This is a genomic window from Streptomyces sp. NPDC002564 (assembly GCF_042889645.1).
Classification (GTDB): Bacteria; Actinomycetota; Actinomycetes; order Streptomycetales; family Streptomycetaceae; genus Streptomyces.
Window position 1 is genome coordinate 112,779 of sequence record NZ_JBIARE010000006.1, and the last position, 26,214, is coordinate 138,992.

The 26,214-nt window shown below is 74.3% G+C and carries 26 protein-coding genes; 11 read left to right on the forward strand and 15 right to left on the reverse strand.

Annotated elements, in window-relative coordinates:
- Positions 1-34: 34 nt before the first annotated feature.
- The gene (locus ACFYXE_RS22170; RefSeq protein ID WP_389315522.1) at positions 35-1,081 is read right to left on the reverse strand and encodes a zinc-binding dehydrogenase; all 1,047 of its coding nucleotides are present in this window, start codon (positions 1,079-1,081) and stop codon (positions 35-37) included.
- A 206-nt stretch (positions 1,082-1,287) separates the two neighbouring features.
- Here ACFYXE_RS22170 and ACFYXE_RS22175 point away from each other — a divergent pair, with 206 nt between their 5' ends.
- A complete protein-coding gene (locus tag ACFYXE_RS22175; protein WP_389314854.1) occupies positions 1,288-1,974 on the forward strand; it encodes a pentapeptide repeat-containing protein in 687 nt (228 codons plus the stop codon).
- A gap of 15 nt (positions 1,975-1,989) precedes the next feature.
- Here the strand turns inward: ACFYXE_RS22175 and ACFYXE_RS22180 are convergent, their stop codons facing one another.
- The 3 genes from ACFYXE_RS22180 to ACFYXE_RS22190 all read right to left on the reverse strand — a co-directional run bounded on the left by ACFYXE_RS22180 (position 1,990) and on the right by ACFYXE_RS22190 (position 4,654).
- Entirely contained in the window at positions 1,990-2,493 is a 504-nt protein-coding gene (locus ACFYXE_RS22180) for a hypothetical protein (RefSeq protein WP_361180887.1), read from the reverse strand.
- Between the two features lie 203 nt (positions 2,494-2,696).
- Complete coding sequence (locus tag ACFYXE_RS22185) at positions 2,697-3,338, reverse strand: response regulator transcription factor (protein WP_361180888.1); 642 nt, start codon at positions 3,336-3,338, stop codon at positions 2,697-2,699.
- Positions 3,335-4,654 carry a sensor histidine kinase gene (locus ACFYXE_RS22190; protein ID WP_389314857.1) on the reverse strand — a complete coding sequence of 440 codons (1,320 nt, stop codon included), beginning with the start codon at positions 4,652-4,654 and terminating at the stop codon, positions 3,335-3,337. The genes ACFYXE_RS22185 and ACFYXE_RS22190 overlap by 4 nt, the downstream gene beginning before the upstream one ends.
- A gap of 428 nt (positions 4,655-5,082) precedes the next feature.
- On the opposite strand from ACFYXE_RS22190, the gene ACFYXE_RS22195 reads away from it, so the two are divergent.
- The 4 genes from ACFYXE_RS22195 to ACFYXE_RS22210 all read left to right on the forward strand — a co-directional run bounded on the left by ACFYXE_RS22195 (position 5,083) and on the right by ACFYXE_RS22210 (position 8,962).
- Positions 5,083-5,640, forward strand: a complete 558-nt coding sequence (locus ACFYXE_RS22195; protein ID WP_389314859.1) for a heme-binding protein — start codon at positions 5,083-5,085, stop codon at positions 5,638-5,640.
- Positions 5,641-5,714: 74 nt separating this feature from the next.
- Positions 5,715-6,317 (forward strand): ankyrin repeat domain-containing protein, encoded by a 603-nt coding sequence (locus tag ACFYXE_RS22200; RefSeq protein ID WP_389314861.1) that lies wholly within the window; start codon positions 5,715-5,717, stop codon positions 6,315-6,317.
- Complete coding sequence (locus ACFYXE_RS22205) at positions 6,314-7,435, forward strand: hypothetical protein (protein WP_389314863.1); 1,122 nt, start codon at positions 6,314-6,316, stop codon at positions 7,433-7,435. The genes ACFYXE_RS22200 and ACFYXE_RS22205 overlap by 4 nt, the downstream gene beginning before the upstream one ends.
- A 99-nt stretch (positions 7,436-7,534) precedes the next feature.
- Positions 7,535-8,962 carry a M1 family metallopeptidase gene (locus tag ACFYXE_RS22210; protein ID WP_389314865.1) on the forward strand — a complete coding sequence of 476 codons (1,428 nt, stop codon included), beginning with the start codon at positions 7,535-7,537 and terminating at the stop codon, positions 8,960-8,962.
- 70 nt (positions 8,963-9,032) lie between these two features.
- Here the strand turns inward: ACFYXE_RS22210 and ACFYXE_RS22215 are convergent, their stop codons facing one another.
- From ACFYXE_RS22215 to ACFYXE_RS22230, 4 genes are all read right to left on the reverse strand, one after another.
- A complete protein-coding gene (locus ACFYXE_RS22215; protein WP_389314867.1) occupies positions 9,033-9,542 on the reverse strand; it encodes a GNAT family N-acetyltransferase in 510 nt (169 codons plus the stop codon).
- A 52-nt stretch (positions 9,543-9,594) separates the two neighbouring features.
- On the reverse strand, positions 9,595-10,659 hold the full coding sequence (locus ACFYXE_RS22220) for a hypothetical protein (protein WP_389314869.1): 1,065 nt from the start codon (positions 10,657-10,659) through the stop codon (positions 9,595-9,597).
- Entirely contained in the window at positions 10,637-10,999 is a 363-nt protein-coding gene (locus ACFYXE_RS22225; protein WP_389314871.1) for a PadR family transcriptional regulator, read from the reverse strand. The genes ACFYXE_RS22220 and ACFYXE_RS22225 overlap by 23 nt, the downstream gene beginning before the upstream one ends.
- Positions 11,000-11,232: 233 nt before the next feature.
- Positions 11,233-11,808 carry a TerD family protein gene (locus tag ACFYXE_RS22230; RefSeq protein WP_055696644.1) on the reverse strand — a complete coding sequence of 192 codons (576 nt, stop codon included), beginning with the start codon at positions 11,806-11,808 and terminating at the stop codon, positions 11,233-11,235.
- 234 nt (positions 11,809-12,042) lie between these two features.
- Here ACFYXE_RS22230 and arfB point away from each other — a divergent pair, with 234 nt between their 5' ends.
- Positions 12,043-12,471, forward strand: a complete 429-nt coding sequence (arfB, locus tag ACFYXE_RS22235) for an alternative ribosome rescue aminoacyl-tRNA hydrolase ArfB (RefSeq protein WP_361181696.1) — start codon at positions 12,043-12,045, stop codon at positions 12,469-12,471.
- Here the strand turns inward: arfB and ACFYXE_RS22240 are convergent.
- The gene (locus ACFYXE_RS22240) at positions 12,468-12,959 is read right to left on the reverse strand and encodes a flavin reductase family protein (protein WP_389315524.1); all 492 of its coding nucleotides are present in this window, start codon (positions 12,957-12,959) and stop codon (positions 12,468-12,470) included. The genes arfB and ACFYXE_RS22240 overlap by 4 nt on opposite strands.
- 465 nt (positions 12,960-13,424) lie before the next feature.
- On the opposite strand from ACFYXE_RS22240, the gene cdgB reads away from it, so the two are divergent.
- Together cdgB and ACFYXE_RS22250 are read left to right on the forward strand one after the other, a co-directional pair.
- Entirely contained in the window at positions 13,425-15,059 is a 1,635-nt protein-coding gene (gene cdgB, locus ACFYXE_RS22245) for a diguanylate cyclase CdgB (protein WP_389314874.1), read from the forward strand.
- A gap of 87 nt (positions 15,060-15,146) precedes the next feature.
- Positions 15,147-16,130 carry a carbohydrate-binding protein gene (locus ACFYXE_RS22250; protein ID WP_361180349.1) on the forward strand — a complete coding sequence of 328 codons (984 nt, stop codon included), beginning with the start codon at positions 15,147-15,149 and terminating at the stop codon, positions 16,128-16,130.
- A 46-nt stretch (positions 16,131-16,176) separates the two neighbouring features.
- Here ACFYXE_RS22250 and ACFYXE_RS22255 read toward each other — a convergent pair whose 3' ends face one another.
- The 5 genes from ACFYXE_RS22255 to ACFYXE_RS22275 form a co-directional block, all read right to left on the reverse strand.
- On the reverse strand, positions 16,177-17,025 hold the full coding sequence (locus ACFYXE_RS22255; protein ID WP_389314876.1) for a ketose-bisphosphate aldolase: 849 nt from the start codon (positions 17,023-17,025) through the stop codon (positions 16,177-16,179).
- Between the two features lie 98 nt (positions 17,026-17,123).
- Positions 17,124-18,062: a 1-phosphofructokinase family hexose kinase gene (locus ACFYXE_RS22260; protein WP_389315526.1), complete on the reverse strand. Its 939-nt coding sequence runs from the start codon at positions 18,060-18,062 to the stop codon at positions 17,124-17,126.
- A 167-nt stretch (positions 18,063-18,229) separates the two neighbouring features.
- On the reverse strand, positions 18,230-19,369 hold the full coding sequence (gene nagA / locus ACFYXE_RS22265; protein ID WP_361180347.1) for an N-acetylglucosamine-6-phosphate deacetylase: 1,140 nt from the start codon (positions 19,367-19,369) through the stop codon (positions 18,230-18,232).
- Positions 19,369-20,328, reverse strand: a complete 960-nt coding sequence (locus tag ACFYXE_RS22270) for an ROK family protein (protein WP_389314879.1) — start codon at positions 20,326-20,328, stop codon at positions 19,369-19,371. The genes nagA and ACFYXE_RS22270 overlap by 1 nt, the downstream gene beginning before the upstream one ends.
- 798 nt (positions 20,329-21,126) lie before the next feature.
- On the reverse strand, positions 21,127-22,020 hold the full coding sequence (locus ACFYXE_RS22275; protein ID WP_389314881.1) for an SIS domain-containing protein: 894 nt from the start codon (positions 22,018-22,020) through the stop codon (positions 21,127-21,129).
- Positions 22,021-22,330: 310 nt separating this feature from the next.
- Between ACFYXE_RS22275 and ACFYXE_RS22280 the strand changes: the two genes are divergently transcribed.
- Genes ACFYXE_RS22280 through otsB form a run of 3 tightly spaced genes read left to right on the forward strand, consistent with a single transcriptional unit; the run spans position 22,331 to position 24,717 of the window.
- Positions 22,331-23,548, forward strand: coding sequence for an extracellular solute-binding protein (locus ACFYXE_RS22280; RefSeq protein ID WP_389315528.1), 1,218 nt, complete (start codon positions 22,331-22,333; stop codon positions 23,546-23,548).
- A gap of 43 nt (positions 23,549-23,591) precedes the next feature.
- A complete protein-coding gene (locus tag ACFYXE_RS22285; protein WP_361180344.1) occupies positions 23,592-23,834 on the forward strand; it encodes a DUF3263 domain-containing protein in 243 nt (80 codons plus the stop codon).
- A 19-nt stretch (positions 23,835-23,853) separates the two neighbouring features.
- The gene (gene otsB / locus ACFYXE_RS22290; protein ID WP_389314884.1) at positions 23,854-24,717 is read left to right on the forward strand and encodes a trehalose-phosphatase; all 864 of its coding nucleotides are present in this window, start codon (positions 23,854-23,856) and stop codon (positions 24,715-24,717) included.
- Here otsB and ACFYXE_RS22295 read toward each other — a convergent pair.
- On the reverse strand, positions 24,705-26,189 hold the full coding sequence (locus ACFYXE_RS22295; RefSeq protein ID WP_389314886.1) for a right-handed parallel beta-helix repeat-containing protein: 1,485 nt from the start codon (positions 26,187-26,189) through the stop codon (positions 24,705-24,707). The two genes, otsB and ACFYXE_RS22295, sit on opposite strands and share 13 nt — an antisense overlap.
- Positions 26,190-26,214 lie beyond the last annotated feature (25 nt).

Genomic DNA, 26,214 nt, shown 5'->3' on the forward strand with positions numbered 1-26,214 from the left:
GGCCGGGGACGGGGCCGGGGGAGCGGGGGTGCCGTCAGGGGACGAGGACGACCTTGCCCATCGTGGCGCGGTTCTGCAGCGCGCGGTGGGCGGCGGCCGCGTCCGCGAGCGGGAAGCGCTGCACGGCCGGGGTGAAGTGGCCCTGCGCCGCGGCGTCGAGGGCGGCGAGCTCCAGGACGCGGACGGGGTTGTCGCCGCCCGCCCTGCGCATCATGGCGGGGCCGAGGACGTCGATGCGGGTGATGCCGCGCGCGGCCCGTTCCTCGTCGGTGAACTCCTGCGTGCCGGGCTCCTGCGTGCCGGGCTCCCGGGCGTCGTCGCCTCGCGGGTCCCTGCCCGACCAGCCGAAGACGAGGTGCATGCCGCCGGGGCCGAGCAGGTCGACCGCCGCCCGGCCCGCCGCGCCGCCGACCCCGTCGAAGACGACGGTGGCCGGGCGGCCGCCGTGGTGCGCGGCGAGGTGCGCGCGGACCTCGCCGGGCCAGGCCGGGTCGGTGTAGTCGACGGCCAGGTCGGCGCCGTTCGCGCGGACGCGGTCGGTCTTCTCCGGGCCGCCGGCCAGGCCGATCACGGTGGCGCCCCGGTGCTTGGCGTACGCCGTGAGGAGGGTGCCGATGCCGCCCGCCGCGGCGGGGATCACGGCCACGGTGTCGGGGGTCGGCTCCGCGAACTGCAGGATGCCCATCGTCGTACGGCCCGTGCCGATCAGGGCGACGGCCTCGGCGGCGTCCAGGCCGTCGGGGATGCCGTGCAGGCGGGACGCCTCGGTGACGACGCGCTCGGCGTAGCCGCCGGGGGCGAAGCCGATGTGGACCACGACGCGTCTGCCCAGCCAGTGCGGGTCGACGTCCGCGCCGACCGCGTCGACGAGGCCGGCGACCTCGCGGCCGGGGACGGTGGGCAGGGCGGGGAGCTCGGGCAGCGGGCCCCGTTCGCCCTCGCGGAGGGAGGTGTCCAGGAGGTGCACGCCGGCCGCGGCGACGCTGATGCGGACCTGTCCCGCGGCCGGTTCGGGCACCGGGACGTCCTCGACGACGAGGTTCTCGGCGGGGCCGAAGGCGTGCAGGCGGACGGCGCGCATGGTGGGGACGGGCATCGGTGGCTCCTCGGGGCGGGGGGCCGGTCCGTGGGCCGGCCCCGGTGCTGCCGCGTCGTCGGCAGGCCCCCAGCATCCGACTTCAAGTGGACTTGAGGTCAACGGGACTTGAGGTCTAGGACCGGGGACGGGTGGGGCGTCCTGCCCGAGGGCGGGCTGTCGTTGTCGGTGGGGGCGGGCACGATGGGGGCATGGCTCAGAAGGCGAAACCGGTACGGGTGGTCAAGGCGGCGCGGCGGCCCGAGGTGCGGCTGCCCGCGCTGCGGCCCTTCGAGGGGGCTCGGCTGGCGCCCGACGGGGACTACGACGGGGTGGAGTTCGGCGGCCTCGACCTCGGCGGCCAGGACGGCGGCGGCGCGCTGTTCATGGACTGCGCGCTGACGGGCTGCGCGGTCGACGGGACGCGGCTGGCGCGGGCGCGGTTCGTGGACTCCGTGCTGACCGAGCCGCGCGGCGTCGGGACCGACCTGGTGGAGGCGTCGCTGCGGGACGTGGAGGTGGCCGACGCGCGGCTCGGCGGCGTACAGGCGCACGGGAGCGTGCTGGAGCGGGTGGTGGTCCGGGGCGGGAAGATCGACTACCTGAACCTGCGGAAGGCGCGGCTGCGGGACGTCGTCTTCGAGGGCTGCGTGCTGGTGGAGCCGGACTTCGCGGAGGCGTCGCTGGAGCGGGTGGAGTTCGTCGACTGCGTGCTGCGGGGGGTCGACTTCACGGGGGTGCGGCTGCGGGACGTGGACCTGCGGGCGGCGGCGGAGCTGGAGATCACGCGCGGGATCGAGCGGCTGGCCGGGGCGGTGATCAGCCCGGGCCAGCTGATGGAGCTGGCACCGGCGTTCGCCGCGCAGGTGGGGGTGCGGGTGGCGGGCCCGGGGGCGTGAGGCGCCGGCCCGGCGTCAGTGCGGGACGCGGGGGAAGCGGGAGAGGAGCGTCCAGATCGCCGGGTTGTCGGCGAGCGCGTCGTGCAGGTCGGTGAGGTCGGCGATCAGGTCGTGCAGGAAGTCCCGCGCCTCGCGCCGCAGCTCCGCGTGGGAGAAGGACAGCGCCGGCTCCTCCGGGTCCATCCAGTCCGCCTCCACGTCGACCCACCCGAAGCGCCGCGCGAAGAGCATCCGGTCCGTCGACTCCGTGAAGTCGAGCTCCGCGTACTGGGGGCGGGAGGCCCGGCTGCCCAGCGGGTCCTTGTCCAGCGTCTCGACGATGTCGCACAGCGCCCACGCGAAGTCCAGGACGGGCACCCATCCCCAGGCTGTGGACAGTTCCCGGTCCGCCTTGGTGTCGGCCAGGTACACGTCCCCGCAGAACAGGTCGTGGCGGAGCGTGTGGACGTCCGCCCGGCCGTAGTCCAGCTGGGCGGGGTCGGGAAAGCGGGCGGAGAGGGCGTAGCCGATGTCGAGCACGGGGTCGATGGTGCCACGCCCCGCCCACCCGCTCCCGCCCGCTCCCCTCAGCCACCCGCTCCCGCCCGCTCCCCTCAGCCACCCGCTCCCGCCCGCTCCCCTCAGTCACCCGCTCCCGCCCGCTCCCCTCACTCGCCCCCGCCCGCCCGTTCCCCCGGCCCGCACGGACGTGGCCGTGCATGCGGCCCGGCGAGGGGGCCGTGTCACGGCAGCAGCCGCTGCTCCTTGGCGACCGCCACCGCGCCCGCCCGGGTGTCCACGCCGAGCTTGTCGTAGATGCGGCCCAGATGGGTCTTCACCGTGGCCTCGCTGATGAACAGGGCGCGGGCGATCTCGCGGTTGCCGAGGCCCCGGGAGAGCTGGCCGAGGATGTCGCGCTCGCGGTCGGTGAGGGTGGGGCGCGGGGCGCGCATCCGGGCCATGACGCGTGAGGCCACCGGGGCGGAGAGCGTCGTGCGGCCCTGGGATGCGGCGTGGATCGCGGAGAACAGCTCCTCGGGGCGCTCCGCCTTGAGGAGGTAGCCCGTCGCGCCCGCCTCGATGGCGCGGGTGATGTCCGCGTCCGTGTCGTAGGTCGTCAGGACCAGCACGTGCGGGGCGGGGGAGGGTCCTTCGGGCGCGGTCATGCGGCGGGTCGCCTCCACGCCGTCGATGCCCTCGCCCAGCTGCAGGTCCATCAGGACCACGTCCGGCGTCAGCTTCGCGGCCAGCGCGACCGCCTCCTCGCCGGTGCCCGCCTCGCCGACCACCTCGATGTCCGGCGCGCTGCCGAGCAGGGCCAGCAGGCCCGCGCGGACGACGACGTGGTCGTCGCAGACCAGGAGGCGGACCGGGGTGGTGTTCATCGCTGCGGCTCCAACGGGATCGATACGGACAGGACCGCGCCCTCGCCCGGCGCCGACTCGATCGTCAGTGTGCCGCCGAGCTGGACCGCCCGCGCGCGGATCGCGGGCAGCCCGTGCCCCCGTACGCCCGCGGGGGACCCCGGCACGGCGGGCGGGGTGAAGCCGCGGCCGTCGTCCGCGACGTCCAGGACCACTTGGTCGTCCAGGAGCGTCAGGGTCAGCGCGGCCGTCGTCGCCGCCGCGTGTTCGCGTACGTTCGCCAGCGCGCCCTGCGCGATCCGCAGCAGCGCGGAGCTGACCCGGTCCGGCAGCGGCACCGGCGCGCCCTCCACGTGCAGGCGCACGGTGAGGCCCGTGTCCGACTCGCGCTCCGCCAGGGCCCGCAGGGCCTGTACGAGGCCGCCGCCGCCCGCGAGGTCGGCGGGCGCCAGGTCGTGCACGAAGCGGCGCGCCTCGGCCAGGCCGTGCTCGGTGATCGACGCGGCCGTGCGGACGTGGGTGCGCGCCCGTGCCGGGTCGGTGTCCCAGACGCGGTCGGCGGCCTGCAGCAGCATCTGCTGGCTGGACAGGCCCTGCGCGAGGGTGTCGTGGATCTCCATGGACAGGCGCTGGCGTTCGGCGAGGGTGCCCTCGCGTCGCTCGGTGGCGGCCAGTTCGCGGCGGGTGCGGACGAGGTCGTCGATGAGGTCGCGCTGGCGGGCGGCCTGGCGCTGCATATAGGCGAAGACGGCGGTGGCGATGGCCGACACGGCGGGCGGGCCGAGGATCAGGTCCGGGTCGTAGCGGCCCGCGAGCCGCACCTGGGAGGCGATGACGCAGCCGGTCAGGACGGCCACCAGGGCCAGCGCCGCGCGCGGCGGCAGGGTCCGCAGGCCGGTGTAGAAGAGCGGCACCGCGCACCAGCCGAAGCTCGGCGCGAGCACGACGAGCACGAGCCAGACCGCGACGACCAGCGCCAGCCAGGCGAGCCGCCCGGGCGTGGGGCGGGCGCCCGCCGCGAAGGGCGCGGCGGGCCGCTCCCGCAGGGTGGCGGTGAGCGGCGCGAGGGCGTACAGGGCGGCCAGGACGACGGAGAGCGCGATGATCCACGGGACGCGGGCGCCGCCGGGGTGGCGCAGCAGGAAGCGGGCCAGCGAGGTGGCGAGGAGCAGGTAGAAGGTCGCGTGCATGACGGCCGCGAGCCAGCGGGCGTCGGGGTCCGGCGTGCGGTGGTCGGGGCGGGGCGCCCGGCGGGCGGCGCCGGGGGTCCCGGGAGCGGTCGCCGCGGGTCCGGCAGCGGGGCCCGGGAGTCCGGGGTCCGGGGTGCGGTCTCCCACTGGGGGCTCCCTCTCGTGCTCGTGCTCGTGGCCGTGCCGGTGGTCGCGTACCGGGCGTCACGCGGTCGCTGAACAGGGCGGACAGCTTCATTGTGGCCCGCGCGGACCACCGGGGGGTCAACCGATCGGTTGACCCGGGTGTCGGCCGAGTCGCGTGCCGGTGCCAGCCGGTACGCCGAGGGGTGGGCCCCGGGGGCGGCCACAGGATTGAGGGCAGAGGCAAGAACCCCTCGGCCTCACCGAGAGCCTTCGCACGGAGAGCCTTCGCACCTCGCCGAGAGCCTTCGCACCGAGAGCCCTGGCACCCCGCCGAGCGCCCTCGCACCGAGAGCCCTGGCACCTCGCCGAGAGCCTTCGCACCGAGAGCCCCGGCACCCCGCCGAGCGCCCTCGCACCCCACCCCGCCAAGACCCCCCCTGGAGCCCCCGATGAAGAAGATCTCCCGCCGCGGCCGCGTCCTCACGATCGCCGCCACCGCCGCCGTCCTCGGCGCCGGCACCTTCGGCGCCGTCTCCGCCACCGCAGGCACCCCCGACGCCGCCGCCAAGGCCGCCGTCACCGCCGACGCGGGCAACAAGAACCTGACGCAGTCCACGCACCTGACCGTCGCCGCCGCCACCAAGGCCGCCGAGGCCACCCTCGACGCCGCGAAGAAGGAGAACCAGCGCGTCTCCGTCGCCGTCGTCGACCGCAACGGCAACACCGTCGTCTCGCTGCGCGGCGACGGCGCGGGCCCGCAGTCGCCCGAGTCGGCCGTGAAGAAGGCGTACACCGCCGTCTCCTGGAACGCCCCCACCTCCGAGCTGGCCAAGCGCCTGGAGCAGACCCCGAACCTCAAGGACATCCCCGGCACCCTCTTCCTCGCCGGCGGCGCCCCGGTGACCGCCAAGGGCGCGCCCGTCGCGGGCATCGGCGTCGCGGGCGCCCCGAGCGGCGACCTGGACGAGAAGTTCGCGAAGGCGGGTGTGGCGGCCCTCGGCCGCTGAGCCGCATGCTGCCGAGGCTGTTCCCGGTCCCCGCGCCCGTCCGCGCGGGGACCCGCACGACGAGGAGATCCGCCATGAACACCACCGCAGCCGACCGGCGACTGCTCGACGCCGCCCGGGCCGGGAACGCCGCCGAAGTGCGCGCCGCCCTCGCGGCGGGCGCCCGCACCGAGGTGCGGGACACCGAACTGCGCAGCCCGCTGCTGCTCGCCGCCGCCGGCGACCACGTCGACGCCGCCCGGGTGCTGGTCGCCGCGGGCGCCGACGTCGACGCCCAGGACCACCGCGCCGACAGCCCCTGGCTGGTCACCGGCGTGACGGGCAGCGTCGCGATGCTGCACGTCCTGCTGCCCGCGGGGCCCGACCTGACGCTGCGCAACCGCTTCGGCGGGATCTCCGTCATCCCCGCGTCCGAGCGCGGCCACGTCGCGTACGTACGGGAGGTCCTGCGCGTCACCGACATCGACGTCGACCACGTCAACGACCTGGGCTGGACCGCGCTGCTGGAGGCCGTGATCCTCGGCGACGGCGGGCGCGCGCACCAGGAGATCGTGGAGCTGCTGCTCGCCGCGGGCGCCACGCCCTCCCTCGCCGACCGGGACGGCGTCACCCCGCTCGCGCACGCCGAGCGCCGCGGCTTCGCGGAGATCGCCGGGCTGCTGCGGGCGGCGTCGTGAGGACGCCCCGGCGCGCCCTCGCGGCGGGCACGGCCGCGCTGGCCGCCGTCGTCCTCGCGGGCTGCGCGGCCGCCGACGACGGGCCCGCACCGGCCGGTCCCGGGCCCGCCCGCACGAGCGCCGCGCCGCCCGCCGGGTCCACGACCCCCGAAGGCACCCTCCTCGTCGCCGACTTCGGCTCCGACACGGTGACCTTCGTCGACCCGGCGAAGGGCCCCGTCGCATCGGTGCGGGTCGGCGAGGCGCCGTACGGGCTGGCCGTCGGCGACGACGGCCGGGCCTGGGTGGCCACCGCCGAGGGCGTCGCCGTCGTCGACACGAAGGCCCGCGAGCGGCTCGACCTCATCGCGTACCGGACGAGGACCGGGCCGGTGACGACCGGCGAGTACCGCGGCGGGGGCATGGGCATCGCCCTCGCGCCCGACGGCCGGCACGTCTACGTCGGCGTCAACGTCCCCGACGGCAGGGGCGCGTTGGAGGTCATCGACACGGACGCGCGCGAGGTCACCGACACCGTGCCCGTCGGGCGGCGGCCCTTCGACGTCGACGTGTCCGCGGACGGCCGCGAGGTGTACGCCACCGACCACGACTCCTTCGACGTCACCGTCGTGCGCGCCGACTCGCTGCAGCCGCGCCGCGTCGAGGTCGCCCCCTACGGCACCGAGGGCGGCCTCGGCTCCTGGCTGAAGCCGCACTACACCGCCGTACGGCCGTCCGACGGCAAGCTGCTGCTGCCCTTCGAGGGCGAACGGCTCGTCGTGCTCGACCCGCGCACCGGCAGGTACGACGTCGAGAAGATGACCGCGAACACGCACCAGCACGGCGTGACGGTCACCGGCGACGGCACGCTCTTCGCCGTCGGGACCGGGCCCATCGACCCGGACGCCGACGAGGGCCCCTCGCTGACCGTGCGGACGAAGGACGGCTCGGAGCGGGTGTTCCCGCTCGACGGGCCGCACGAGGACGTCGCCGTGGCGAAGGACGGCAGGACCGCGTACGTCACCGGCGGGTTCACGCGCGACGGCTACTGGAACGGCATCTCCGTGGTCGACACGGAGGACGGGTCGGTGCGCCGACTGCCCGCGGGCGAACGGCCGTTGGGCACCGCGGTCCTCTGAGCGGCACTCCGGGACCGCGGACGGCCCCGCCGCCGGCCCGCGGCAGGGAGGGTTCCATACCGCCTCCGGTCCGCACAATTGCCGCATAAGATCACCGATGTGGACCCGCGATCTCCGGCCGCCCGAGCCGCCGCCGTCAGCTGCGCCCTCACCCTGCTCGCGACCCTCGGCGCCTGCGGCGGCGGGGGCGGCACGCCGGGCGCCGACGGCGTCGGCGACCCGTTCTTCCCGCGCCTCGGCAACACCGGCTACGACGTCCGGCACTACGGCCTGACCCTCGGCTACGACCCCGGCTCCCGGCACCTCACAGGGACCGCCGTGATCACCGCGCGCGCCACGAAGCACCTCAGCTCCTTCCATCTGGACCTGGAGGGCCTGGACGTCTCCGGCATCACCGTCGGGGGCAAGGCCGCCCGCTTCCGGCGCGCGGGCCAGGAGCTGACGGTCCGCCCGGCCGACGAGATCGAGCGGGGCGACACGTTCCGCACGACCGTGCGCTACTCCGGCACCCCGCGGACCATCACCGACAAGGACGGCGCCGAGGAGGGGTGGCTGCCGACGGCGGACGGCGCGCTCGCGCTCGGCGAACCGGCCGGTTCCATGGCGTGGTTCCCCGGCAACCACCACCCGAGCGACAAGGCGTCGTACGACGTGGCGATCACCGTCCCGCAGGGCCTGCAGGCCGTCTCCAACGGCGAACCGGCCGGTGAGACCACCAAGAACGGCCGCACCACCTTCTCCTGGCACACCGCCGAGCCGATGGCGAGCTATGTGGCGACCGTCGCCATCGGCAGGTTCGAGATGCGCACCTCGAAGACGGCCGACGGCCTGCCCGTCATCACGGCCGTCGACCCGACGCAGGCCGCGGCGAGCAAGAAGGTCCTCGCGAAGATCCCGGACATCCTGAAGTGGTCGGCGTACAACTTCGGCCCCTACCCCTTCTCCTCGTCCGGCGCGATCGTCGACCGCGAAGGGGACGCGGGGTACGCCCTGGAGACGCAGAACCGTCCCGTCTTCCCCGGCGCCCCCGACACCGGCACCCTCGTCCACGAGCTGGCCCACCAGTGGTTCGGCGACTCCGTCACGCCCCGGACGTGGCGGGACATGTGGCTCAACGAGGGCTTCGCGACGTACGCGGAGTGGCTGTACGAGGAGGACCACGGCGGCGACAGCGCGCAGCGGACCTTCGACGCGCTCTACGACGGCGACTACTACGAGGACGACGACGACAACGAGGCGATCTGGGCCTTCCCGCCCGCCCGGCCCACCGACGCCGCCGTCATCTCGGACGCGCCCGTCTACGACCGGGGCGCCATGGTCGTCCACAAGATCCGGCAGGCCGTCGGCGACGACGCGTTCTACGACATCGTGCAGGGCTGGACGAAGACGTACCGGCACAAGAACGCCGACACCAAGGAGTTCACCGCGTACGTGGAGCGGCACGCGGGCGGCGAGCGGGCGCGCGCGAAGGTCGCGCGGATCTGGGGGGACTGGCTGTACGGGGACGGCAGGCCGGACCACCGCTGAGCCGGTGGGCGCGCGGGCCCGCCGCCGTGCGCCGCGCTCCGTGCGGAGCGTCCCGCGTCGCCGCGCTCCGTCAGAGCGTCTTGCGCAGGACCGCGCAGGGCCGGTGCAGCGCGCGGTCCTCGCGGTGGCCGACGACGAGGTAGCCGAGCGCGGTCCAGAAGCGCAGCGCGTCCGGGTTGTTCTCCAGGACGGCCAGGCGCACGGCGTCCCGGCCCGCCGCCCGGAACCGCTCCTCGACCGCCGTCGCCACCTCCCGCCCGACGCCCGTGCGGTGCAGGCCCGCGTCGACCATCAGGAGGCCGATCCACGGGTCGGGGTCGGCGGGGTCGGGGTGCCGGGCGAGGGTGACGGCGAGGCCCACGAGCCGCCCGCGCGAGCGGGCGAGCAGCACCTCGGCGTCCGGGTGGGCGAGTTCGTCCGCGAGGGCCCCGGCGACCTGCTCGACGCGGATGTCGTCCGGGTCGGGGAAGTCGCCGCCGAGCGCGAAGAACGCGTGGTTCGACGCGTACAGCGCGGTCACCTCGGTGAGCAGGTGGCCGGGCAGGGCGCCGTCGACGGCGGTGAGCGGTTCGAGGATCATGCGGGCAGGCTAGGACGTGCCGCCCGGGAGCGGGCGGACCCGCCCCGGGGCCTCACGCGTCCGGCAGGGCCGCGCGCTGCTCGCGCAGGGTGCGCCACTCCGAGACCGCGCCCCAGGCGGAGCAGCCGAACGCGCCGACGTAGCAGGCGATCCAGCCGGACGACCGGTCCTGGGCGTCGAGCAGCATGTCCACGGCCAGGACGCCGAAGAGGACGGTGGAGGCCAGGGCGGCCCAGAGCTTCTGGCGGGTGACGCGCTGCTTCCTGCGCGGGCCCTCGGACAGGCGCAGGGCGTAGATCTCGACGTCACCGAAGACGTCCACGGCGCGGCCTTCGCGCGGGGCGGCGGCCAGGTGCTGGCGGGCCTCCCCGACGTGGCCGCGGGCCTCGGCCGCCGTCATGCCGTGCCGGCCGCGCAGCAGGCTCTGCAGACGGGCCAGCCAGCGCTCGTCGTCGGGGCCGCCGTCCGGGCGCGCGGGCGTGAACCAGCGGTCGATCCGGCCGTCGGGCACGACGAAGGCGCAGGCCGCCCACGCGGCGCCGGCCAGCATGAGGACCGGGGCGGGCACCCGGAACAGCCGCTCGTCGGAGAGCGCGTCGGCCAGCGCGATCCCGCCGGCCAGGGCGGCGGCGGCCGTCCCGAGGAACCACCACAGCGCCCGCAGCAGTCCGGCGGCGCGGGCGGCGAAGGCGACGCAGCCGAGGAGGGCGGCCAGGGCGACGCCCAGGAACCCGGCGAGGGAGGACGGGCTCACCGGCACCCACAGGCCGTCCTGGATCCAGGTCAGGCCGAAGAGGGCGAACACGAGGAACCCGAGCGTGCCGACCGAGGCGGCGATCCGCTCCCCGGGGCGCATGCCGTGGGTGTCGATGCGCGCCCGGTAGCGCTCGCTGACGCGCTCGGCGGCGACCGTACGGGCGTACGCGGCGGGGTCGCCGAGCACCTCGGCGGCGGGCTCGCCCGCCTCGCCGACCAGCTGGTGGGCCTCGGCGAGCATCTCCTCGGCGAACCCGACGGGCACGTCCTCGTCGAGGGCGAGCCGCACGTGCACGGCGGCGGCCCAGTCCTCGTCCTCCTTGCGCGCCCAGCTGAGCTCAGGCGTGTGCGTCCTGGTCATTCTTCTCCTCCCCCAGCACCGGCAGGAGGGAGGCGACGGTCCGGGAGAAGTCCCCCCAGGCGGCCTGGTCACGCCGCAGCCTCGCCCGCCCCTGCTCGGTGATCCGGTAGTACTTCCGTCCGGGTCCGCCGTCTCCGGCGCCCCACTCGACCTCGACGGCGCCCGCCTCCTCGAGGCGGGCGAGCGCGGGGTACAGGGTCGCGGCCTTCACGCCGTCGAGCCCCGCGTCGCCGAGGCGGCTGAGCAGCGCGTATCCGTAGCTGCGCGGCTCGGCGTCGAGGATGCCGAGCAGGCAGAGGGGGAGCGCGGCGCGGGTCCACGCGGTGGGCGCGACGGTCATGGTTCCCCCTGGATCTCGGCTCTTCGGTCTTGCCGACTATTCAAGTATCCATAATAGTCGGCGATCTGTACAACCCCCGGGCCGGACGCGGGGCCGGGCGGGCGGCTCGGGGCGGGCGGTGCGGGGCGGGCGGTGCGGTGCGGGGCGGCGGGCGGGGACGCCGCAGGGCCCCGGCAGCGTGTGCTGCCGGGGCCCTGCGAACCGACCGGCCGTCAGGGGCCGGTGACGTCGTCTCAGACGTTCACGCCGAAGTCCTGGGCGATGCCGACCAGGCCCGAGGCGTAGCCCTGGCCGACGGCGCGGAACTTCCACTCGGCGCCGTTGCGGTAGAGCTCGCCGAAGACCATCGCGGTCTCGGTGGCGGCGTCCTCGGAGAGGTCGTAGCGCGCGATCTCGGTGCCGCCGGCCTGGTTCACGATGCGGATGAACGCGTTGCGGACCTGGCCGAAGTTCTGCGAGCGGTTCTCGGCGTCGTAGATCGAGACCGGGAAGACGATCTTCTCGATGTCGGCCGGCAGACCCGCGAGGTTCACGTTGATCTGCTCGTCGTCGCCCTCGCCCTGGCCCGTGACGTTGTCACCGGTGTGGACGATGGTCTGGTCCGGCGTCGCCTTGTTGTTGAAGAAGACGAAGTGCTGGTCCGAGAAGACCTTGCCCTGGGTGTTCACCGCGATGGCGGAGGCGTCCAGGTCGAAGTCGGTGCCAGTGGTGGTGCGGACGTCCCAGCCGAGGCCCACGGTGACGGCGGTCAGGCCCGGAGCCTCCTTGGTGAGCGAGACGTTGCCACCCTTGGACAGGCTTACTGCCATTGTTGGGAGTCCCTTCCCTCGTTAATCACGCGCCGCCGTAGGGGCGGCGCGCACGGGCTTCGTACTGGGGACGAAGCTACCTTCACTGGTACCAACGCCGACCGGGGTCCCCAAGGTTCCACTCGGCTTTACTTTCTTTACCTGCGGCCCCGGGCGGCCTCTTCGCACCGCACGGAAAGCGCCGCGCGGAAAAAGAGCGTGACGCGAACCCGACAGGCGCGGGACCATGGGGGCATGTCCGGTCCCCATGTCATCCGCGGCTCCGTCTCCCTGCCCGAGGCCGAGCTCATGTGGCGTTTCTCGCGGTCGTCGGGGCCGGGCGGGCAGCACGTGAACACCAGCGACTCCCAGGTCGAGCTGCGGTTCGACCTCGCGAACACGGACGCGCTGCCCGCGGTGTGGAAGGAGCGCGCCCTGGAGCGGCTCGCCTCCCGGCTCGTCGACGGGGTCGTGAGCGTACGGGCGAGCGAGCACCGCTCGCAGTGGCGCAACCGGGAGATGGCCGCGGTCCGGCTCGCCTCCCTGCTCGCCGAGGCGACCGCGCCGCCGCCCAAGCCGCGGCGCGCCACGAAGGTGCCCCGGGGCATCAACGAACGCCGCCTGCGCAACAAGAAGGCCCGCAGCGAGACCAAGCGGGGGCGCTCGGGACAGGGCTGGGGCTAGCCCAGACCGCGGTAGCGGCCGCGGAAGTAGGTCAGGGGGCCGCCGTCCGCGCTGGGGAGGGACGCGGTCAGGACGCGGCCGATGACCAGGGTGTGGTCCCCCGCGGTCACCGTCTGCTCGGTCCGGCACTCCAGCGTGGACAGCGCGCCGCCGATCAGCGGGGCGTCGGACGCCGCGCCCCGTACGTAGGGGATGTCCTCGAAGAGGAGCCGGTCGCTGATGCGGCCCTTCATCGCGAAGCGGCCCGCGATGTGGCGCTGGCTCTCCGCGAGCACCGAGACCGCCCACAGGGGCTGCTCGGCGAGCAGGTCGTCCATCCGGGAGCCCTCGCGCAGGCTCACCATGACCAGGGGCGGGTCGAGGGAGACGGACAGGAAGGCCGTGGCCGTCATGCCCACGTCCTCGCCCGCCGGGGCGGTCGGGTCGTCCGGGTCCAGGCCGGGCTCGCGCGCCGTCACCAGGACCACACCCGCCGCCAGACGGGACATCGCCGCGCGGAACTCGTCGTTGCTCACCCCATCAGCATGCCCACCCGGTGACGGGACGTGGGGGGCGGGCGGGGCCGGAAGAGTCTTCAGTACGTGAGCCACGAGAGGGACGCTAGCCCGTGGATCATCCGCGAAACATCGGGCTGTGGGACCATCCGGGACCTAGGTCCCGGGGCCGAGCCCGGCCGCCGACGGTGTTGATCACCCGCTGTAGGTAAAGAACTCCGGAATGTGGCACGCGGTGCCGTGAAATGAGGTGGACTAGCCCAAGGGTCTGGACCAACGGCGGCTCCCCACCTGTGACTTGAGTCACAGGACCCATATTTTGTTGACCCTGTGTACCGAGTGGAGAGCTCGCTGTGATTCAGTGACGGTGGCAATAAGACACTGAGGGCACAAGGGCGAAAGAACACTGCGGGCGCTGCGCATCCTGGAGTTGCTGTCGAGGTCTCGGGGAGAACGAGCATGGAGACCGAGTCGGAGCCGTACGTCCGTCTTGCGACCCTGCGGCAGCTGCACCAGGTGGTAGCGGAACTGAACACCGCCCGGAGCCTGGCGGACACGCTGCAGACCGTCGCCGACGGCGTCGTCAACGGCCTTGGCTATGAACTGGCGTGCGTGAACCTCGTGCGCCCGGACGGCGATCTCGTCGTGGCCGCCTTCGCGGGCAATCCCTCCGCGGAGGCCCTGATCACCGGCCGCGTCGGCTCCCGCGACGCCTGGGAGCGCCGCCTCGCCATGGGCGAGGCCTGGGGCGCGCTGCGCTTCATCTCGTACACCGAGGGCTGGGTCCTCGACGACGACGACGTGCCGCAGTGGTACACCGAGGGGCCCGAGCCCCGCTTCGAGGACGAGTGGCACCCCTCCGACCGCCTCTTCGCGCCCATGTACGCGACCGGCGCGGCCGGCGGCGAACTGCTCGGCGTGATCTCCGTGGACCGCCCGCGCAACGGCCGCAGGCCCGGCGCCTGGGGCCGCGAGGCCCTGCAGATGTACGCCTTCCAGGCCGCCATCGCGATCAGCAACGCGCGGCTGCGGGCCAACATGCAGCGCGCCCTGGTCCGCCTGGAGCGCGAGCAGCAGGCACTGCGGGCCAGCGAGGAGTCCTTCCGCCAGGCCTTCGAGTACGCGCCCTCCGGCATGGCCATCGCCGAGATGGGCGGCGACCAGCACGGCCGGATCCTGCGCACCAACGACGCGCTCTGTCGCCTCCTCGGCAGGCCCGCGTCGGCCATGCGGCGCTACTCCTTCTCCGACCTCGTGCACCCCGAGGACATCGGCACGCTCCTGCGCACCTCCGCCGAGGGCGGCCGCGCCGAGCTGCGCCTCGCCCGCCGCGACGGCACGTACGTCTGGGTGTCCCTGCGCAACTCCGTGGTGGCCGACGCGGCCGACGGGCCCCGCTTCCTGCTCACCCACGTCGAGGACATCGAGGAGCGCAAGCGCCGCGAGCTGCAGCTCGCCCACCGCGCCAGCCACGACTCCCTCACCGGCCTGCCGAACTCCGCCGAGCTGCGCGCCCGGCTCAGCGCCCGGCTCTGTCGCAGGCCCCATGCGGGCCAGCCCAGCGCCGTGGACTCCCTCGACGCCGCCTACGAGCACGGCTTCGACTTCGGCCCCTCCGCCCAGCAGGACGAGGGCTTCGACCACCACGTGCACACCGTCGCCCCCGAGGGCGGGGAGAACGACGTGGACGACGGCACCAAGGGCCTCGCCGTCCTCTTCTGCGACCTCGACGGCTTCAAGTCGATCAACGACCGGTTCGGCCACCACACCGGCGACGCCGTCCTCATCGAGGTCGCCAGGCGCCTCACCAGCGGCGTGCGGGACGGGGACACGGTGGCGCGGCTCGGCGGCGACGAGTTCGTCGTCCTCGCCGACGGCCTCGGCCGGGCCGACGCCCAGGACCTCGCCGTCCGGCTGCGCAACGCGATCATCCCGCCGATCCGGGTGGACGGCCGTGCGGTCCGGGTGGGGGCGAGTTTCGGCATCGGATGGGCCCACTGCGGGATGTCGGCGGACGAAGTGTTGCACTCCGCCGACCAGCGGATGTACGTGGAGAAACGCTCGCGTGCCAAACAGCACCGCCGGGCCGGATAGCGCCCTGGATGAGGCCCACGCCACCCCTTGGCCCCGCACGGACCGGGTAGGCTCCCCGCGTCAGCGATGTGAGGGAGTGACCTGGGAATGACGCCCGGCAATAACGGCGACAACACGCCGAGCGCGCCGCAGGGCGACGACGATCCGTTCGGCTACCTGTACGAGGACGGACAGGCGGCCGGAGCGACCCCGCCCAGCGGCGGGGGTGGCTACGGGTACCCGGGTCCCCGCTCCTCGTACAACCAGGTCAGAGCAGTCGGCGACCGCAGGCCGTACGCGCCCCAGCAGGGCCAGCAGACCTACGGCCAGCAGGTCCCGCAGCAGCACGGCCAGCAGGGCTACGGCCAGCCGAACGCGCACTACACCGCGCCCGAGGCACAGCCCGGCGGTACGCCCGTCGCCTCCCCCCAGTACGCGCCCGCGGGCGGCGGCCGGGGCCGCGGGCCCAACACCAAGGGCCTGCTGATCGCCGCGGTCGCCGTGGTGGCGGTCGTCGCGCTCGGCATCGGCGCCGCGCTGCTCACCGGCAACGACGACGACAAGGGCGACGAGGCGAAGCCGGGCGGCGAGCCCTCGCAGGCGCAGAGCGTCTCGCCGAGCGAGAAGCCGTCGAAGAAGCCCGACGACAAGGTCGACCTGCCCAAGACGGACGCCAAGGCCCTCAAGCTGGAGGGCGGCACGACCACCGCGTCCGACATCGACGGCGCCAAGGCCGCCGGCGGGGTCTACGTGGCCGGGTTCGACAAGGTCGGCGCCCAGCTCACCTGGACCGTCAACGGCATCCCCAAGGCCGGTGCGTACAGCCTGCGCGTGAACTACGGCGTGCCCGGCAAGGACTCCAACGCCACCATCCTGGTCAACGGCAAGAAGCAGACCCGGCCGCTGAACATGAAGAACTTCTCCGGCGCCGAGGAGGACGACTGGGAGAAGGGCTGGACCAACACCTGGGCGGTGGTCCAGCTCACCAAGGGCACCAACACCGTGACGCTCACCTGCGACCAGAGCAACCTGTGCGGGAGCGTCGGGGCCAACATCGACCAGATGTGGCTCGTCGAGGGCAGCAACGGCTAGTCGCGCGTCCCCTCCCGGGGGCCCCTTCCCGGGGCCCCGGCCGGGGCTAGGAGAGCAGCCCCAGGAATCCCGCCACCGTCCCGGCCATCGCCTCGCGGGCCGGGGCGAGGTATTTGCGGGGGTCGACGCCCTTCTCGTGCGCCGTCAGGTGGGCGCGGACCTCGCCGGTGAACGCCGTGTTGAGGGCCGTGCCGACATTGATCTTCACCATGCCGGACGCGACGGCCTGCCGGATCTCCGCGTCCGGCACGCCACTTGAGCCGTGCAGGACCAGCGGGACGGGCACGGCGGCCGCCAGGGAACCGATCAACGCGTGGTCCAGGGCCGCCGTGCGCTCCGTCATCGCGTGCGAGGAGCCCACCGCCACCGCGAGGGCGTCCACGCCCGTCTCCGCGACGTACGCGGCCGCCTCCGCCGGATCGGTCCGCACCCCCGGCGCGTGCGCGTCCAGCGGCGCCTCACCCTCCTTGCCGCCCACCTTGCCGAGCTCCGCCTCCACCCAGATGCCGCGCTCGTGCCCCCAGCGCACCGCGTCCGCCGTCGCCTTCACGTTCTCGCCGTACGTCAGCTTCGACGCGTCGAACATGACGGAGCTGAAGCCCTCCGGGTGCGCGGCCCGCAGCAGCTCGACGTCCGTGACGTGGTCCAGGTGCAGGGACAGCGGCACCGACGAGGCGCGGGCCACCGCGGTCGTCGCCGCCGCGATCGCCGCCAGGCGGCCGCCGTGGAACTTCACGGCGTTCTCGGATATCTGCAGGATCGCGGGCGCCCCGGCCCGCTCGGCGCCGAGGGCGACCGCCTCCGCGTGCTCCAGGGTGATGACGTTGAACGCGGCGACGCCGTGCCCCGCGGCGCGGGCCTTCGCGACGAGTTCTCCGGTGCTGACCAGTGGCACGGTGCTCCCCAAATCCCAGGGCGCTGCGCCCCGTTGTGCGGTGCGGATACGGCTCGGTGCGGATACGGCTCGGTGTGGCGGCGGCCCGGGAGGCCGCCCTAGGTGTGCGCGGTCACGGCTTCGCCCACCGCGACCCGCGGCAGCAGGTCCTCGTACGTGGCGGGGTCGAACTCGCCCGCCACCGGCGCCGCGACCGTGGCCGCCGACAGGGCGACCGCGCGGGCCAGGCGGTCCGGCCACGGCAGGCCCTCGGCGAGCCCGGACAGCAGTCCCGCGACGGCCGAGTCGCCGGCGCCGGTCGGATTGCCGTGGACCCGCTTCGGGGGCAGCGCGCGCCAGGCGCCGTCCGGGGTGACGGCGAGCAGGCCGTCGGCGCCCAGCGAGGCGACCACGGCGTGCGCGCCCCTGCGGCGGACGTCGCGGGTGGCCCGGCCCGGCTCGTGCGAGCCGGTCAGCTCGGCGAGCTCGTCCGCGTTGGGCTTGACCAGGTCGGGGCGGGCGGCGACACCGCGGCGCAGCGGCTCCCCGCTGGTGTCCAGCAGGACGGGGACGCGGGCCGTGCGGGCGGCGCGGACGAGCCGGGCGTACGCGCCCACCGGGACGCCCGGGGGCAGGCTGCCGCACAGGGCGACCGCGGCCAGGCCCGGTCGGTGCGCCAGCTCCTCGTACGCGCCCAGGAAGGCGGTCCACTCGGCGGGGGTGACGGCCGGGCCCGGTTCGTTGAGCTGGGTGGTGTCGCCGGTCGTCGCGTCGACCACGGCGAGGGTGCGGCGGGTGGCGCCGGCGACCGGGGCGAGGGCGTCGGTGACGCGCGGCTCGGCGGCCAGGCGCTCGCGCAGGGTGCGGCCGGTGTCGCCGCCCGCGAAGCCGGTGACGGTCACGTCGTGGCCGAGGGCGGCGAGCACCCGGGCGACGTTCAGGCCCTTGCCGCCGGGGCGTTCGGTCACCTCGGTGACGCGGTGCGAGGCGTGCGGGACGAGGGCGGGCACGCGGTAGGTGATGTCCAGGGCGGCGTTCAGCGTGACGGTGAGGATCATCCTGGCCACCCCCGAAGTACCTTTCCACCGGCCTCTCTAGGGTGCTGATCATGCCAAACGGAAAGCGGTTGGCCCAGAGGGGAGGGCCAACCGCCTTGTGTTCCGCACGAGATGACACGAGATGATCCGTGGGGGATGAACGGGTGCTCACATCACCCGTGTTGGGGCTAAAAGGGTGCAACCACCCATTCGCCCTTGCGCATCACGCCCTTGACGTCGAAGGACGCGTCGAGGACCACCAGGTCCGCGTCCTTGCCGGGCTCCAGCGAGCCGACCGTGTCGTACATCCCGAGGAGGCGGGCGGGGTTGGCGGAGAGGGCGCGGACGGTGTCCTCGACGGACAGCTTGTCGACGGTCACCGAGCGCTTGAACGCGCGGTCCAGGGTGAGGGTGGAGCCCGCGATCGAGCCGCCCTCGACGAGCCGCGCGACGCTGTCCTTCACCTCGACCTCCAGCGGGCCCAGCATGTAGCGGCCGTCGCCGAAGCCGGCCGCGTCCATGGCGTCGGTGATCAGCGCGACGCGGGCCGCGCCCGCGTGGTGGAAGGCCAGCTCGAAGGCGGCCGGGTGGAGGTGCGTGCCGTCGTTGATCAGCTCGACGGTGACCCGCTCGTCCTCCAGGAGCGCGGTGATCGGGCCCGGCGCGCGGTGACCCAGCGGCGGCATCGCGTTGAACAGGTGCGTGGCGACGGTGGCGCCCGCGTCGATGGCCTCGGCCGTCTGCTCGTACGAGGCGTCCGTGTGGCCGACGGCCGCGATCACGCCGTGCTCGGCGAGGAGGCGCACGGAGTCGATGCCGCCGGGCAGCTCGGTGGCCAGGGTGAACATCTTCGCCCGGCCGCGGGCCGCGTCGAGCAGCTTGCGGACGTCGGCGGGGTCGGGGTCGCGCAGCAGGCTCTCGCTGTGCGCGCCCTTGCGGCACGGCGAGATGAAGGGGCCCTCGAAGTGGATGCCCGCGATGTCGCCCTGCTCGGCGAGCTCGGAGAGCACCCCGGCGCGCTGGATCAGGAAGTCCATCTCGCCGGTGACGGTCGAGGCGACGACGGTGGTCGTGCCGTGCAGGCGGTGCGTGTGCACGCCCTTGAGGACGTCCTCGACGGTGCCGGAGGTGAAGGAGGCGCCGCCGCCGCCGTGGTTGTGGATGTCGACGAAGCCGGGGACCAGCCAGTGGCCGGTGAGGTCCACGGTCTCGGCGTCCCTGGGAGCGCTCCCGGCGATGCGTGTGCCGTCGACGATCACGCGGCCGTCGGTCAGGGTCCCGGTGGGGAGAACCACCTGTGCACCGGCGAGAACCTTGCTAGTGGCCATCAGGTGGCTACCTCCGTGGGGTGGGGGGTGTCGGTCTGGCGGTCGATGAGGTCCCAGGCGAGCAGGCCCGCGCCCAGGCACCCGGCGGTGTCGCCGAGGGCCGCGGGGACGATGTCCGGCAGCGTCTGGAACTGGACGATGCGGGCCGTGACGGCGGCGCGCAGCGGCGTGAACAAGGTTTCCCCCGCCTCGGCCAGACCGCCACCGATGATCAGCGTGTGCGGGTCCAGCAGAGTGAGGGCGGTGAGCAGGCCGTCGGCCAGCGCGTCGACGGCGTTCTGCCAGACCTCCTGGGCGCGGGGGTCGCCGGACTCCACGGCCTTCGCGCAGTCCGCGGCGTCCGCGGCGGGGTCGCCGCTCGCCTCGGCCCAGGCCTTGCTGACCGCGGAGGCGGAGGCGAGGCGCTCCAGGCAGCCGCGCTGGCCGCAGCCGCAGGGCGGGCCGTCCGGGCGTACGACGATGTGGCCGATCTCGCCCGCCGAGCCGTGGGCGCCGGGTTCGATGGCGCCGCCGATGCCGATGGCGCCGGCGATGCCGGTGCCCAGGGGGACGAAGAGGAAGCGGTCGGCGCCCTTGCCCGCGCCGATGCGGCCCTCGGCGAGGCCGCCCGTGCGGACGTCGTGGCCCAGGGCCACGGGGGCGCCCTCCAGGCGGGCGCTGAGGAGGTCCCGCAGGGGGACGTCGCTCCAGCCGAGGTTGGCCGCGTACACCGCGATGCCGTGTTCGGCGTCGATGATGCCGGGGACGGCGACGCCGGCCGCGGCGGCGGGTTCGCCGAAGCGGGTGATGCCGTGGGCGCGGAGGTCCGCGGCGAAGTCGAGGATCGTCCCGACGACGGCGTCGGCGCCGCGTTCCCGGTTCGTGGGGCGGCGGGCCTCGTGCAGCAGGGTGCCGTCCGCCGCGACCAGGGCGGCCTTCATTCCGGTGCCGCCCACATCGAGGGCGATGACGTGTCTCACGCGGACAGTCTCGCGCGTCACCCGCGAGAGGTCTAGTCCACTCCGCCGTCCCGTCCCGGGCCCAAGGTCCCTTTCCCCCTCGCTGCCCCGCTTTCTCCCCCGATCACGTTGTGCTCGCCGGGGGCGTTGGGGGGGGCTACGTGGTCCGGCTCTGGGCCGCCCGTGCGACGGACGTGGGCCGTCCTGCCCCGCCGCTGCGCGGCGGCTTTCTCCCACCCACCCACCCGACTCGCTGCACCGGGCGGTGGGCGTAGGGGCCCGGGTGGTCCGGGGCTGGGTCGCCCGTGCGGTGGATGTGAGACGTCCTGCCCCGCCGCTGCGCGGCGGCTTTCTCCCACCCACCCACCCGACTCGCTGCGCCGGGCGGTGGGCGTAGGGGCCCGGGTGGTCCGGGTCGGGGTTGTCCGTGTGGTGGGCGTGGGACGGCTTGTCCCGCCGCTGCGCGGCGGCTTTCTCCCACCCACCCACCCGACTCGCTGCACCGGGCGGTGGGCGTAGGGGCCCGGCTCCTACGGTGCTGGGCGGTGCGGCGAGTCGGGTGGGTGGGTGGGGGAGACCGCCGCGGAGCGGCGGAACAGGGCTGCCACCCTGCGAGCGGCAGGCGGGGGAGACGCTCAGCACCGGGCGGGGGCCACCCCGGCGCAGGCAGCGAGGCGTGAGGCCCCCGCCCCGGCGCCCGGGCCACCCCGGCGCAGGGGGCGAGCGTGAAGCCCCCGCCCCGGCGTCAGGGCCTCCCCGGCGCAGGGAGGCGTGGCGTGAGGCCCCCGCGCCGGGGTGGTCCGGGGCGTTCCGCCAGGGCTACGTCAGGATCACGCTCCGCGTCAGGTTCCGCGGACGGTCCGGGTCGTAGCCGCGCGACTCCGCCAGGGCCACCGCGAGCCGCTGCGCGCGGACGAGGTCCGCCAGCGGGTCCGCCTCCTCGCGGGCGACCAGCTCCCCGCCGACGCGGGCGACGTCCGCCGCGAGCCCCTCGGGAAGCGTGCCGAACATCCACGCCACCCGGCCGGGCCCGGTGATGGAGATCGGGCCGTGGCGGTACTCCATCGCCGGGTACGCCTCCGTCCACGCGCCCGCGGCCTCCCGCATCTTCAGGCCCGCCTCCAGCGCGAGCCCGTACGTCCAGCCGCGCCCCAGGAACGTCCACTGCTCCGCCCCGAGCACCGCGTCCGCCAGCGGCTCGGTCACCGCGAGCTCCGCGTCGACGGCCGCCTCGGCCACCGTCTTGACGCCGGGGACGTAGCCGAGCCCGGCGCGCAGGAAGGCCAGCGCCGTGGTCGCGAAGCGGGTCTGGACGACGGACTCCTCGTCGGCCCAGTCCAGGACGGCCACCGCGTCGGCCGCGTCCATGACCGGCGTCTTGGGATCGGCGGTCAGGGCGACCGTGGCGACCTTGCCCTTGAGGGCCCCGAGCAGGTCGAGGACCTCCGTCGTGGTGCCGGAGCGGGTGATGGCGACGACCCGGTCGTAGGAGCGGCCGGCCGGGAACTCCGAGGAGGCGAACGCGTCGGTCTCGCCCAAGCCCGCCGCCTCGCGCAGCGCCGCGTACGCGATGGCCATGAACCACGACGTCCCGCACCCGGTGACGGCGACCCTCTCACCCGGCTTCGGCAGCCCGTCGAAGGCGGCGGCCACCTCCTCGGCCCGTCGCCAGCATGCGGGCTGGGTGGCTATTTCTGCTGCGGTACGCGACATGCGCCAAGGCTCCTCGTCAGTGCGGGACTGGTGCGGGATTTCCGGTGTGCTGTGCATGAACGTGACGTGCATAGCAGCAGCCGGGCGCGCGCGGCAATGGCCGCAGGCCCGGCGGTGGCGGCGCCGGGACCGCCGGGGAGGCCGTTGCACAAGTGATACGCGGGTGGTGTAGACCTTGTGTCCGCAGTAGAGGGAAAATCGCAGTTCAAGAGCGCCGGGGTGGGAAGCCCCGGGACGCGGAAGCAATGAGGGTGGGACAGCTGTGCAGCGGCGCGTGACAGGACTGACCGCGGCGGTGGCCGCACTGGGCATGGCGGGTGTGCTCGCCGGCTGCGGCGGTCCCGGCGACTCCGGCGACGTCACCCTCAAGCTGGTGGCCGCCGACTACGGCGACTCCGCGGCGAACAGCTCCCAGAAGTACTGGGACAAGGTGGTCGAGGGCTTCGAGAAGGAGAACCCCGACATCAAGGTCGAGGTGACCGTCCACTCCTGGAACGACGTGGACCGCGAGGTCAAGGAGATGGTCAAGAAGGGCGACGCCCCCGACCTGGCGCAGATCGGCGCGTACGCCGACTACGCCGCGCAGGGCAAGCTCTACGAGGCCGACGAGCTCCTGTCGATCAACACCCAGGCCGACTTCCTGGGCCCGCTCGCGCAGGCCGGCGAGGTCAACCGCACCCAGTACGGCATGCCGTTCGCCTCCTCCACCCGCCTGCTCTTCTACAACACCAAGCTCTTCAAGGACGCGAACCTCACCCCGCCGCAGAGCTGGAGCGAGCTGCAGGCGGACGCGAAGGCCCTCAAGGCGCGCGGCGTGAAGATCCCGTACGCGCTGCCGCTGGGCCCCGAGGAGGCGCCCGCCGAGACGCTGATGTGGATGCTCAGCGGCGGCGGCGGCTACACCGACAACGTCGGCTCGTACGACATCGACTCCAAGCAGAACGCGAAGACGTTCGCCTGGCTGCGCGACAACCTCGTCGGGGAGGGCCTGACCGGCCCGACGGCGCCCGGCAAGATGAACCGCGCCGAGGCCTTCGCGGCGTTCTCCCGCGGCGACGTCGGCATGCTCAACGGCCACCCGACGCTGATGAAGATGGCCGCGAAGAAGGGCGTGAAGTTCGGCATGGTGCCGGCGCCCGGCGTGAACGGCAAGGCGCAGGCCACGATGGGCGTCGCCGACTGGATGATGGCGTTCAAGCAGAACGGCCACCGCCAGGAGACCGGCAAGTTCCTGGACTACGTCTACAGCAAGAAGAACGTGCTCGACTTCTCGAACGAGTACGACATCCTGCCCGTGACGCGCTCCGCGTCCGAGGCGATGGCCGCCGACCGCGGCCACACCCCGCTCGGCAAGTTCCTCGACGAGCTGCCGTCCTCGCAGCTCTACCCGGTGGGCAAGACGTCGTGGGCGCAGGTCTCCGCGGACGTCAAGCAGGACATCGGCAAGGCCGTGGAGAAGGGCGCCGACCCCTCCTCGGTGCTCACCCGGATCCAGAACCGCGCGGCGGCCGCGGAGAACGCCGAGTAGCGACGGAGCGTTCCCGGGCGCGGGCGGGGCTACCGTGGAGGCCATGAGCGAGCAGCAGCCGGCGGAGCTCTCCGGGCGGGACCGCGCCGTCCTGGCCCTGGAGCGGCGGTCCTGGCCGGGCCCCGGGGCCAAGGAACGCGCCATCCGCGAGGAGCTCGGCATGGTGCCGGTGCGCTACTACCAGGTCCTGAACGCCCTCCTGGACGACGCCCGCGCGCTCGCCCATGACCCGATTACGGTCAATCGGCTGCGCCGGGTACGGGAGTCACGGCGCGACGAGCGCTGACGCCGTTAAGGTCGGGCCCATGGGTGACCCTACGTATCCGCAGCCGGACGGGTCCGGACTGCCCGAGCCCCTGACGACCGCCGGGCGCGACGGCCTCGCCGCGCTCCTGGCCCGGCCCGAACGGGCCGTCGTGGCCCTGGACTTCGACGGCACGCTCGCCCCGATCGTGCCCGACCCCGAGCAGGCCCGCGCCCACCCGGACGCCGTGCCCGCGCTCGCCGCGCTCGCGCCCCGGCTGCGCTCGGCCGCCGTGGTCACCGGCCGCCCGGCGGGCGTCGCCGTCCGCTACGGCGGCTTCGCGGGCGTGCCGGGCCTGGAGCACCTCGTCGTGCTCGGGCACTACGGCGCCGAGCGCTGGGACGCCGTCACGGGCACCGTGCACGCCGCCGAACCGCACCCGGGCGTCGCCTCGGTGCGCGCCGAACTCCCCGGTTTCCTCGACGCGATCGGCGCCTGGCGCGGCACCTGGATCGAGGAGAAGGGGCGTGCCGTCGCCGTGCACACGCGCCGCGCCCGCGACCCGCAGGCCGCCTTCGACGCCCTGCGCGCGCCGCTCGCCGAGCTGGCGGCCCGGCACGGGCTGATCGTCGAGCCGGGCCGGATGGTCCTCGAACTGCGGCCGCCGGGCATGGACAAGGGCGTGGCGCTGGGCGCGTACCTGCGCGAGGTGGGCGCCGAGTCCGTCCTGTACGCGGGCGACGACCTCGGCGACCTGCCCGCCTTCGGGGCGGTGGAGAAGCTCCGCTCGGACGGCGTGGCGGGGCTGCTGGTGTGCAGCGGCAGCGGGGAGGTCGCCGAACTGGCCGGGCGGGCCGACCTGGTGGTGGACGGGCCGGCCGGGGTGGTGCGCCTGCTGTCCGCGATCGCGGCTCACCTTCCCTGATCGGCACCGATGTTGGGCGGGTCGGGGATGCGGTTGCCGAAGTAGTCGCGCGTCGTGCCGTCGGCGATCGGCGTGCCCGCGCCCCGGGCCGGTGAGCCGGGCCGCAGGCGGACGTCGCCGGGGGCGCGCGGCGCGGTGGCGGCGAAGCGCGGGTCGGCCGTGACGGCGCGCGGGTCGCGAGGCTGGGCGGTGTTCCAGTACAGGTTGCCCTCGTAGGTGCTGACCGTGTCCTTGATGGGGGAGCCCGCGCCGGGCGCGCCGACGAAGACGTTGTCCTTGAAGGTGACGCCGGTCGGCCCGTTGTTGGAGACCAGGGCGGTGTCGGCGCGGTCGGTGACCACGGTGTTGCGGTAGATCAGGGTGTCCGTGGAGGCGCCGCACACCACGGAGATGACGCCGTAGGGCGAGGCGGTGTTGCGGTCGTTCACGCTGATGTTGTCGTGGACGCGGTTGCCGTCGCTGACGGTGTCCTCGGCGTTGCACACCAGGAGGAAGCCGCCCTCGTTGTCGTGGCTGTAGTTGTAGCGGTAGACGTTGCGGTGGTTGCCGCCGTCGATGTCGTACGCCATGGAGTCGCGCGTCCCGTGGCCGCCCGTCACCTCGTTGTACTGGTAGACGACGTCGTCGGACTGCCAGGCCCACAGGCCCGCGTTGTAGCCGGCCGAGCGCATGTTGAAGCCGTCGACCCGGTTGCGCTCGGCGAGCGCGCCCCGCGCCTTCTGCACGACGATGCCGTCGCCGCCCACGTCCCGCACCGTGTTGCGCAGGAACCGCACACCGGTGGAGAGCGCGTCGGCGTCGCGGCCCCAGGTGGAGGCGGTGCCGATGCCGGTGCGGTCGACGTGGCGCACGGTGGAGTCCGTCACGCGCACCCCGTCGAAGCGGGTGGGCCGCGCGGAGCCCTGGACGGCGAAGAGGATGCCGCCGGAGGGGTCGGGGTCCTTGAAGTCGGCGCCGTTCACGTCGTGCACGTCGACGCCGTCGACGACGAAGTGGTGGGCCACGCCGTAGTCGGTGAGCTGGACGTACAGGCCCGCGCGGCGCTCGGTGGTGGTGGCGGGGCCGGTGTTGGACAGGTCGAGGTCGCGGATCTCCCACTGCTCGGTGTTCACCAGGTGCAGGGCCGCGCGGGCGCCGCCGCCCTCGATGCGCGGTTTGGCGGCCCGCGCGGGGCCGTAGTCGTCGATGCGCACGGGGGCGCCGGCCGCACCCGCACCTTTGGGAGCCAGCACCCCCGTGCAGCTTGTGCCCCGCTTGAGCAGGAGCCGGTCACCGGGGCCGAAGGTGTGCCGGCCGGCCCGGGCCACGCTGCGCCAGGCCGTCCCGGCGGAGGTGCCGGACGCGGTGTCGTCGCCCGCGGCGCAGTCGACGTGGTACGCCGTGCCGGTCCGCGCGGTGGCGGCCGGGGCCGGGCCCGCGGCCGTCGCGGCGAGGGCGGTGAGGATCACGATGCTCGTGCGACGCAGGGTCATGCGGTGGACCGTAGTGAGGGCGCCC

Excerpts from the sequence above, each read along its gene's own strand:
- ACFYXE_RS22170 (WP_389315522.1), bottom strand. The coding sequence starts at position 1,081 with ATGCGCGCCGTCCGCCTGCACGCCTTCGGCCCCGCCGAGAACCTCGTC.
- ACFYXE_RS22175 (WP_389314854.1), top strand. The coding sequence starts at position 1,288 with ATGGCTCAGAAGGCGAAACCGGTACGGGTGGTCAAGGCGGCGCGGCGG.
- ACFYXE_RS22185 (WP_361180888.1), bottom strand. The coding sequence starts at position 3,338 with ATGAACACCACCCCGGTCCGCCTCCTGGTCTGCGACGACCACGTCGTC.
- ACFYXE_RS22195 (WP_389314859.1), top strand. The coding sequence starts at position 5,083 with ATGAAGAAGATCTCCCGCCGCGGCCGCGTCCTCACGATCGCCGCCACC.
- ACFYXE_RS22200 (WP_389314861.1), top strand. The coding sequence starts at position 5,715 with ATGAACACCACCGCAGCCGACCGGCGACTGCTCGACGCCGCCCGGGCC.
- ACFYXE_RS22215 (WP_389314867.1), bottom strand. The coding sequence starts at position 9,542 with ATGATCCTCGAACCGCTCACCGCCGTCGACGGCGCCCTGCCCGGCCAC.
- ACFYXE_RS22220 (WP_389314869.1), bottom strand. The coding sequence starts at position 10,659 with ATGACCAGGACGCACACGCCTGAGCTCAGCTGGGCGCGCAAGGAGGAC.
- ACFYXE_RS22225 (WP_389314871.1), bottom strand. The coding sequence starts at position 10,999 with ATGACCGTCGCGCCCACCGCGTGGACCCGCGCCGCGCTCCCCCTCTGC.
- ACFYXE_RS22230 (WP_055696644.1), bottom strand. The coding sequence starts at position 11,808 with ATGGCAGTAAGCCTGTCCAAGGGTGGCAACGTCTCGCTCACCAAGGAG.
- arfB (WP_361181696.1), top strand. The coding sequence starts at position 12,043 with ATGTCCGGTCCCCATGTCATCCGCGGCTCCGTCTCCCTGCCCGAGGCC.
- ACFYXE_RS22240 (WP_389315524.1), bottom strand. The coding sequence starts at position 12,959 with ATGTCCCGTCTGGCGGCGGGTGTGGTCCTGGTGACGGCGCGCGAGCCC.
- cdgB (WP_389314874.1), top strand. The coding sequence starts at position 13,425 with ATGGAGACCGAGTCGGAGCCGTACGTCCGTCTTGCGACCCTGCGGCAG.
- ACFYXE_RS22250 (WP_361180349.1), top strand. The coding sequence starts at position 15,147 with ATGACGCCCGGCAATAACGGCGACAACACGCCGAGCGCGCCGCAGGGC.
- ACFYXE_RS22260 (WP_389315526.1), bottom strand. The coding sequence starts at position 18,062 with ATGATCCTCACCGTCACGCTGAACGCCGCCCTGGACATCACCTACCGC.
- nagA (WP_361180347.1), bottom strand. The coding sequence starts at position 19,369 with ATGGCCACTAGCAAGGTTCTCGCCGGTGCACAGGTGGTTCTCCCCACC.
- ACFYXE_RS22275 (WP_389314881.1), bottom strand. The coding sequence starts at position 22,020 with ATGTCGCGTACCGCAGCAGAAATAGCCACCCAGCCCGCATGCTGGCGA.
- ACFYXE_RS22280 (WP_389315528.1), top strand. The coding sequence starts at position 22,331 with ATGGCGGGTGTGCTCGCCGGCTGCGGCGGTCCCGGCGACTCCGGCGAC.
- ACFYXE_RS22285 (WP_361180344.1), top strand. The coding sequence starts at position 23,592 with ATGAGCGAGCAGCAGCCGGCGGAGCTCTCCGGGCGGGACCGCGCCGTC.
- otsB (WP_389314884.1), top strand. The coding sequence starts at position 23,854 with ATGGGTGACCCTACGTATCCGCAGCCGGACGGGTCCGGACTGCCCGAG.
- ACFYXE_RS22295 (WP_389314886.1), bottom strand. The coding sequence starts at position 26,189 with ATGACCCTGCGTCGCACGAGCATCGTGATCCTCACCGCCCTCGCCGCG.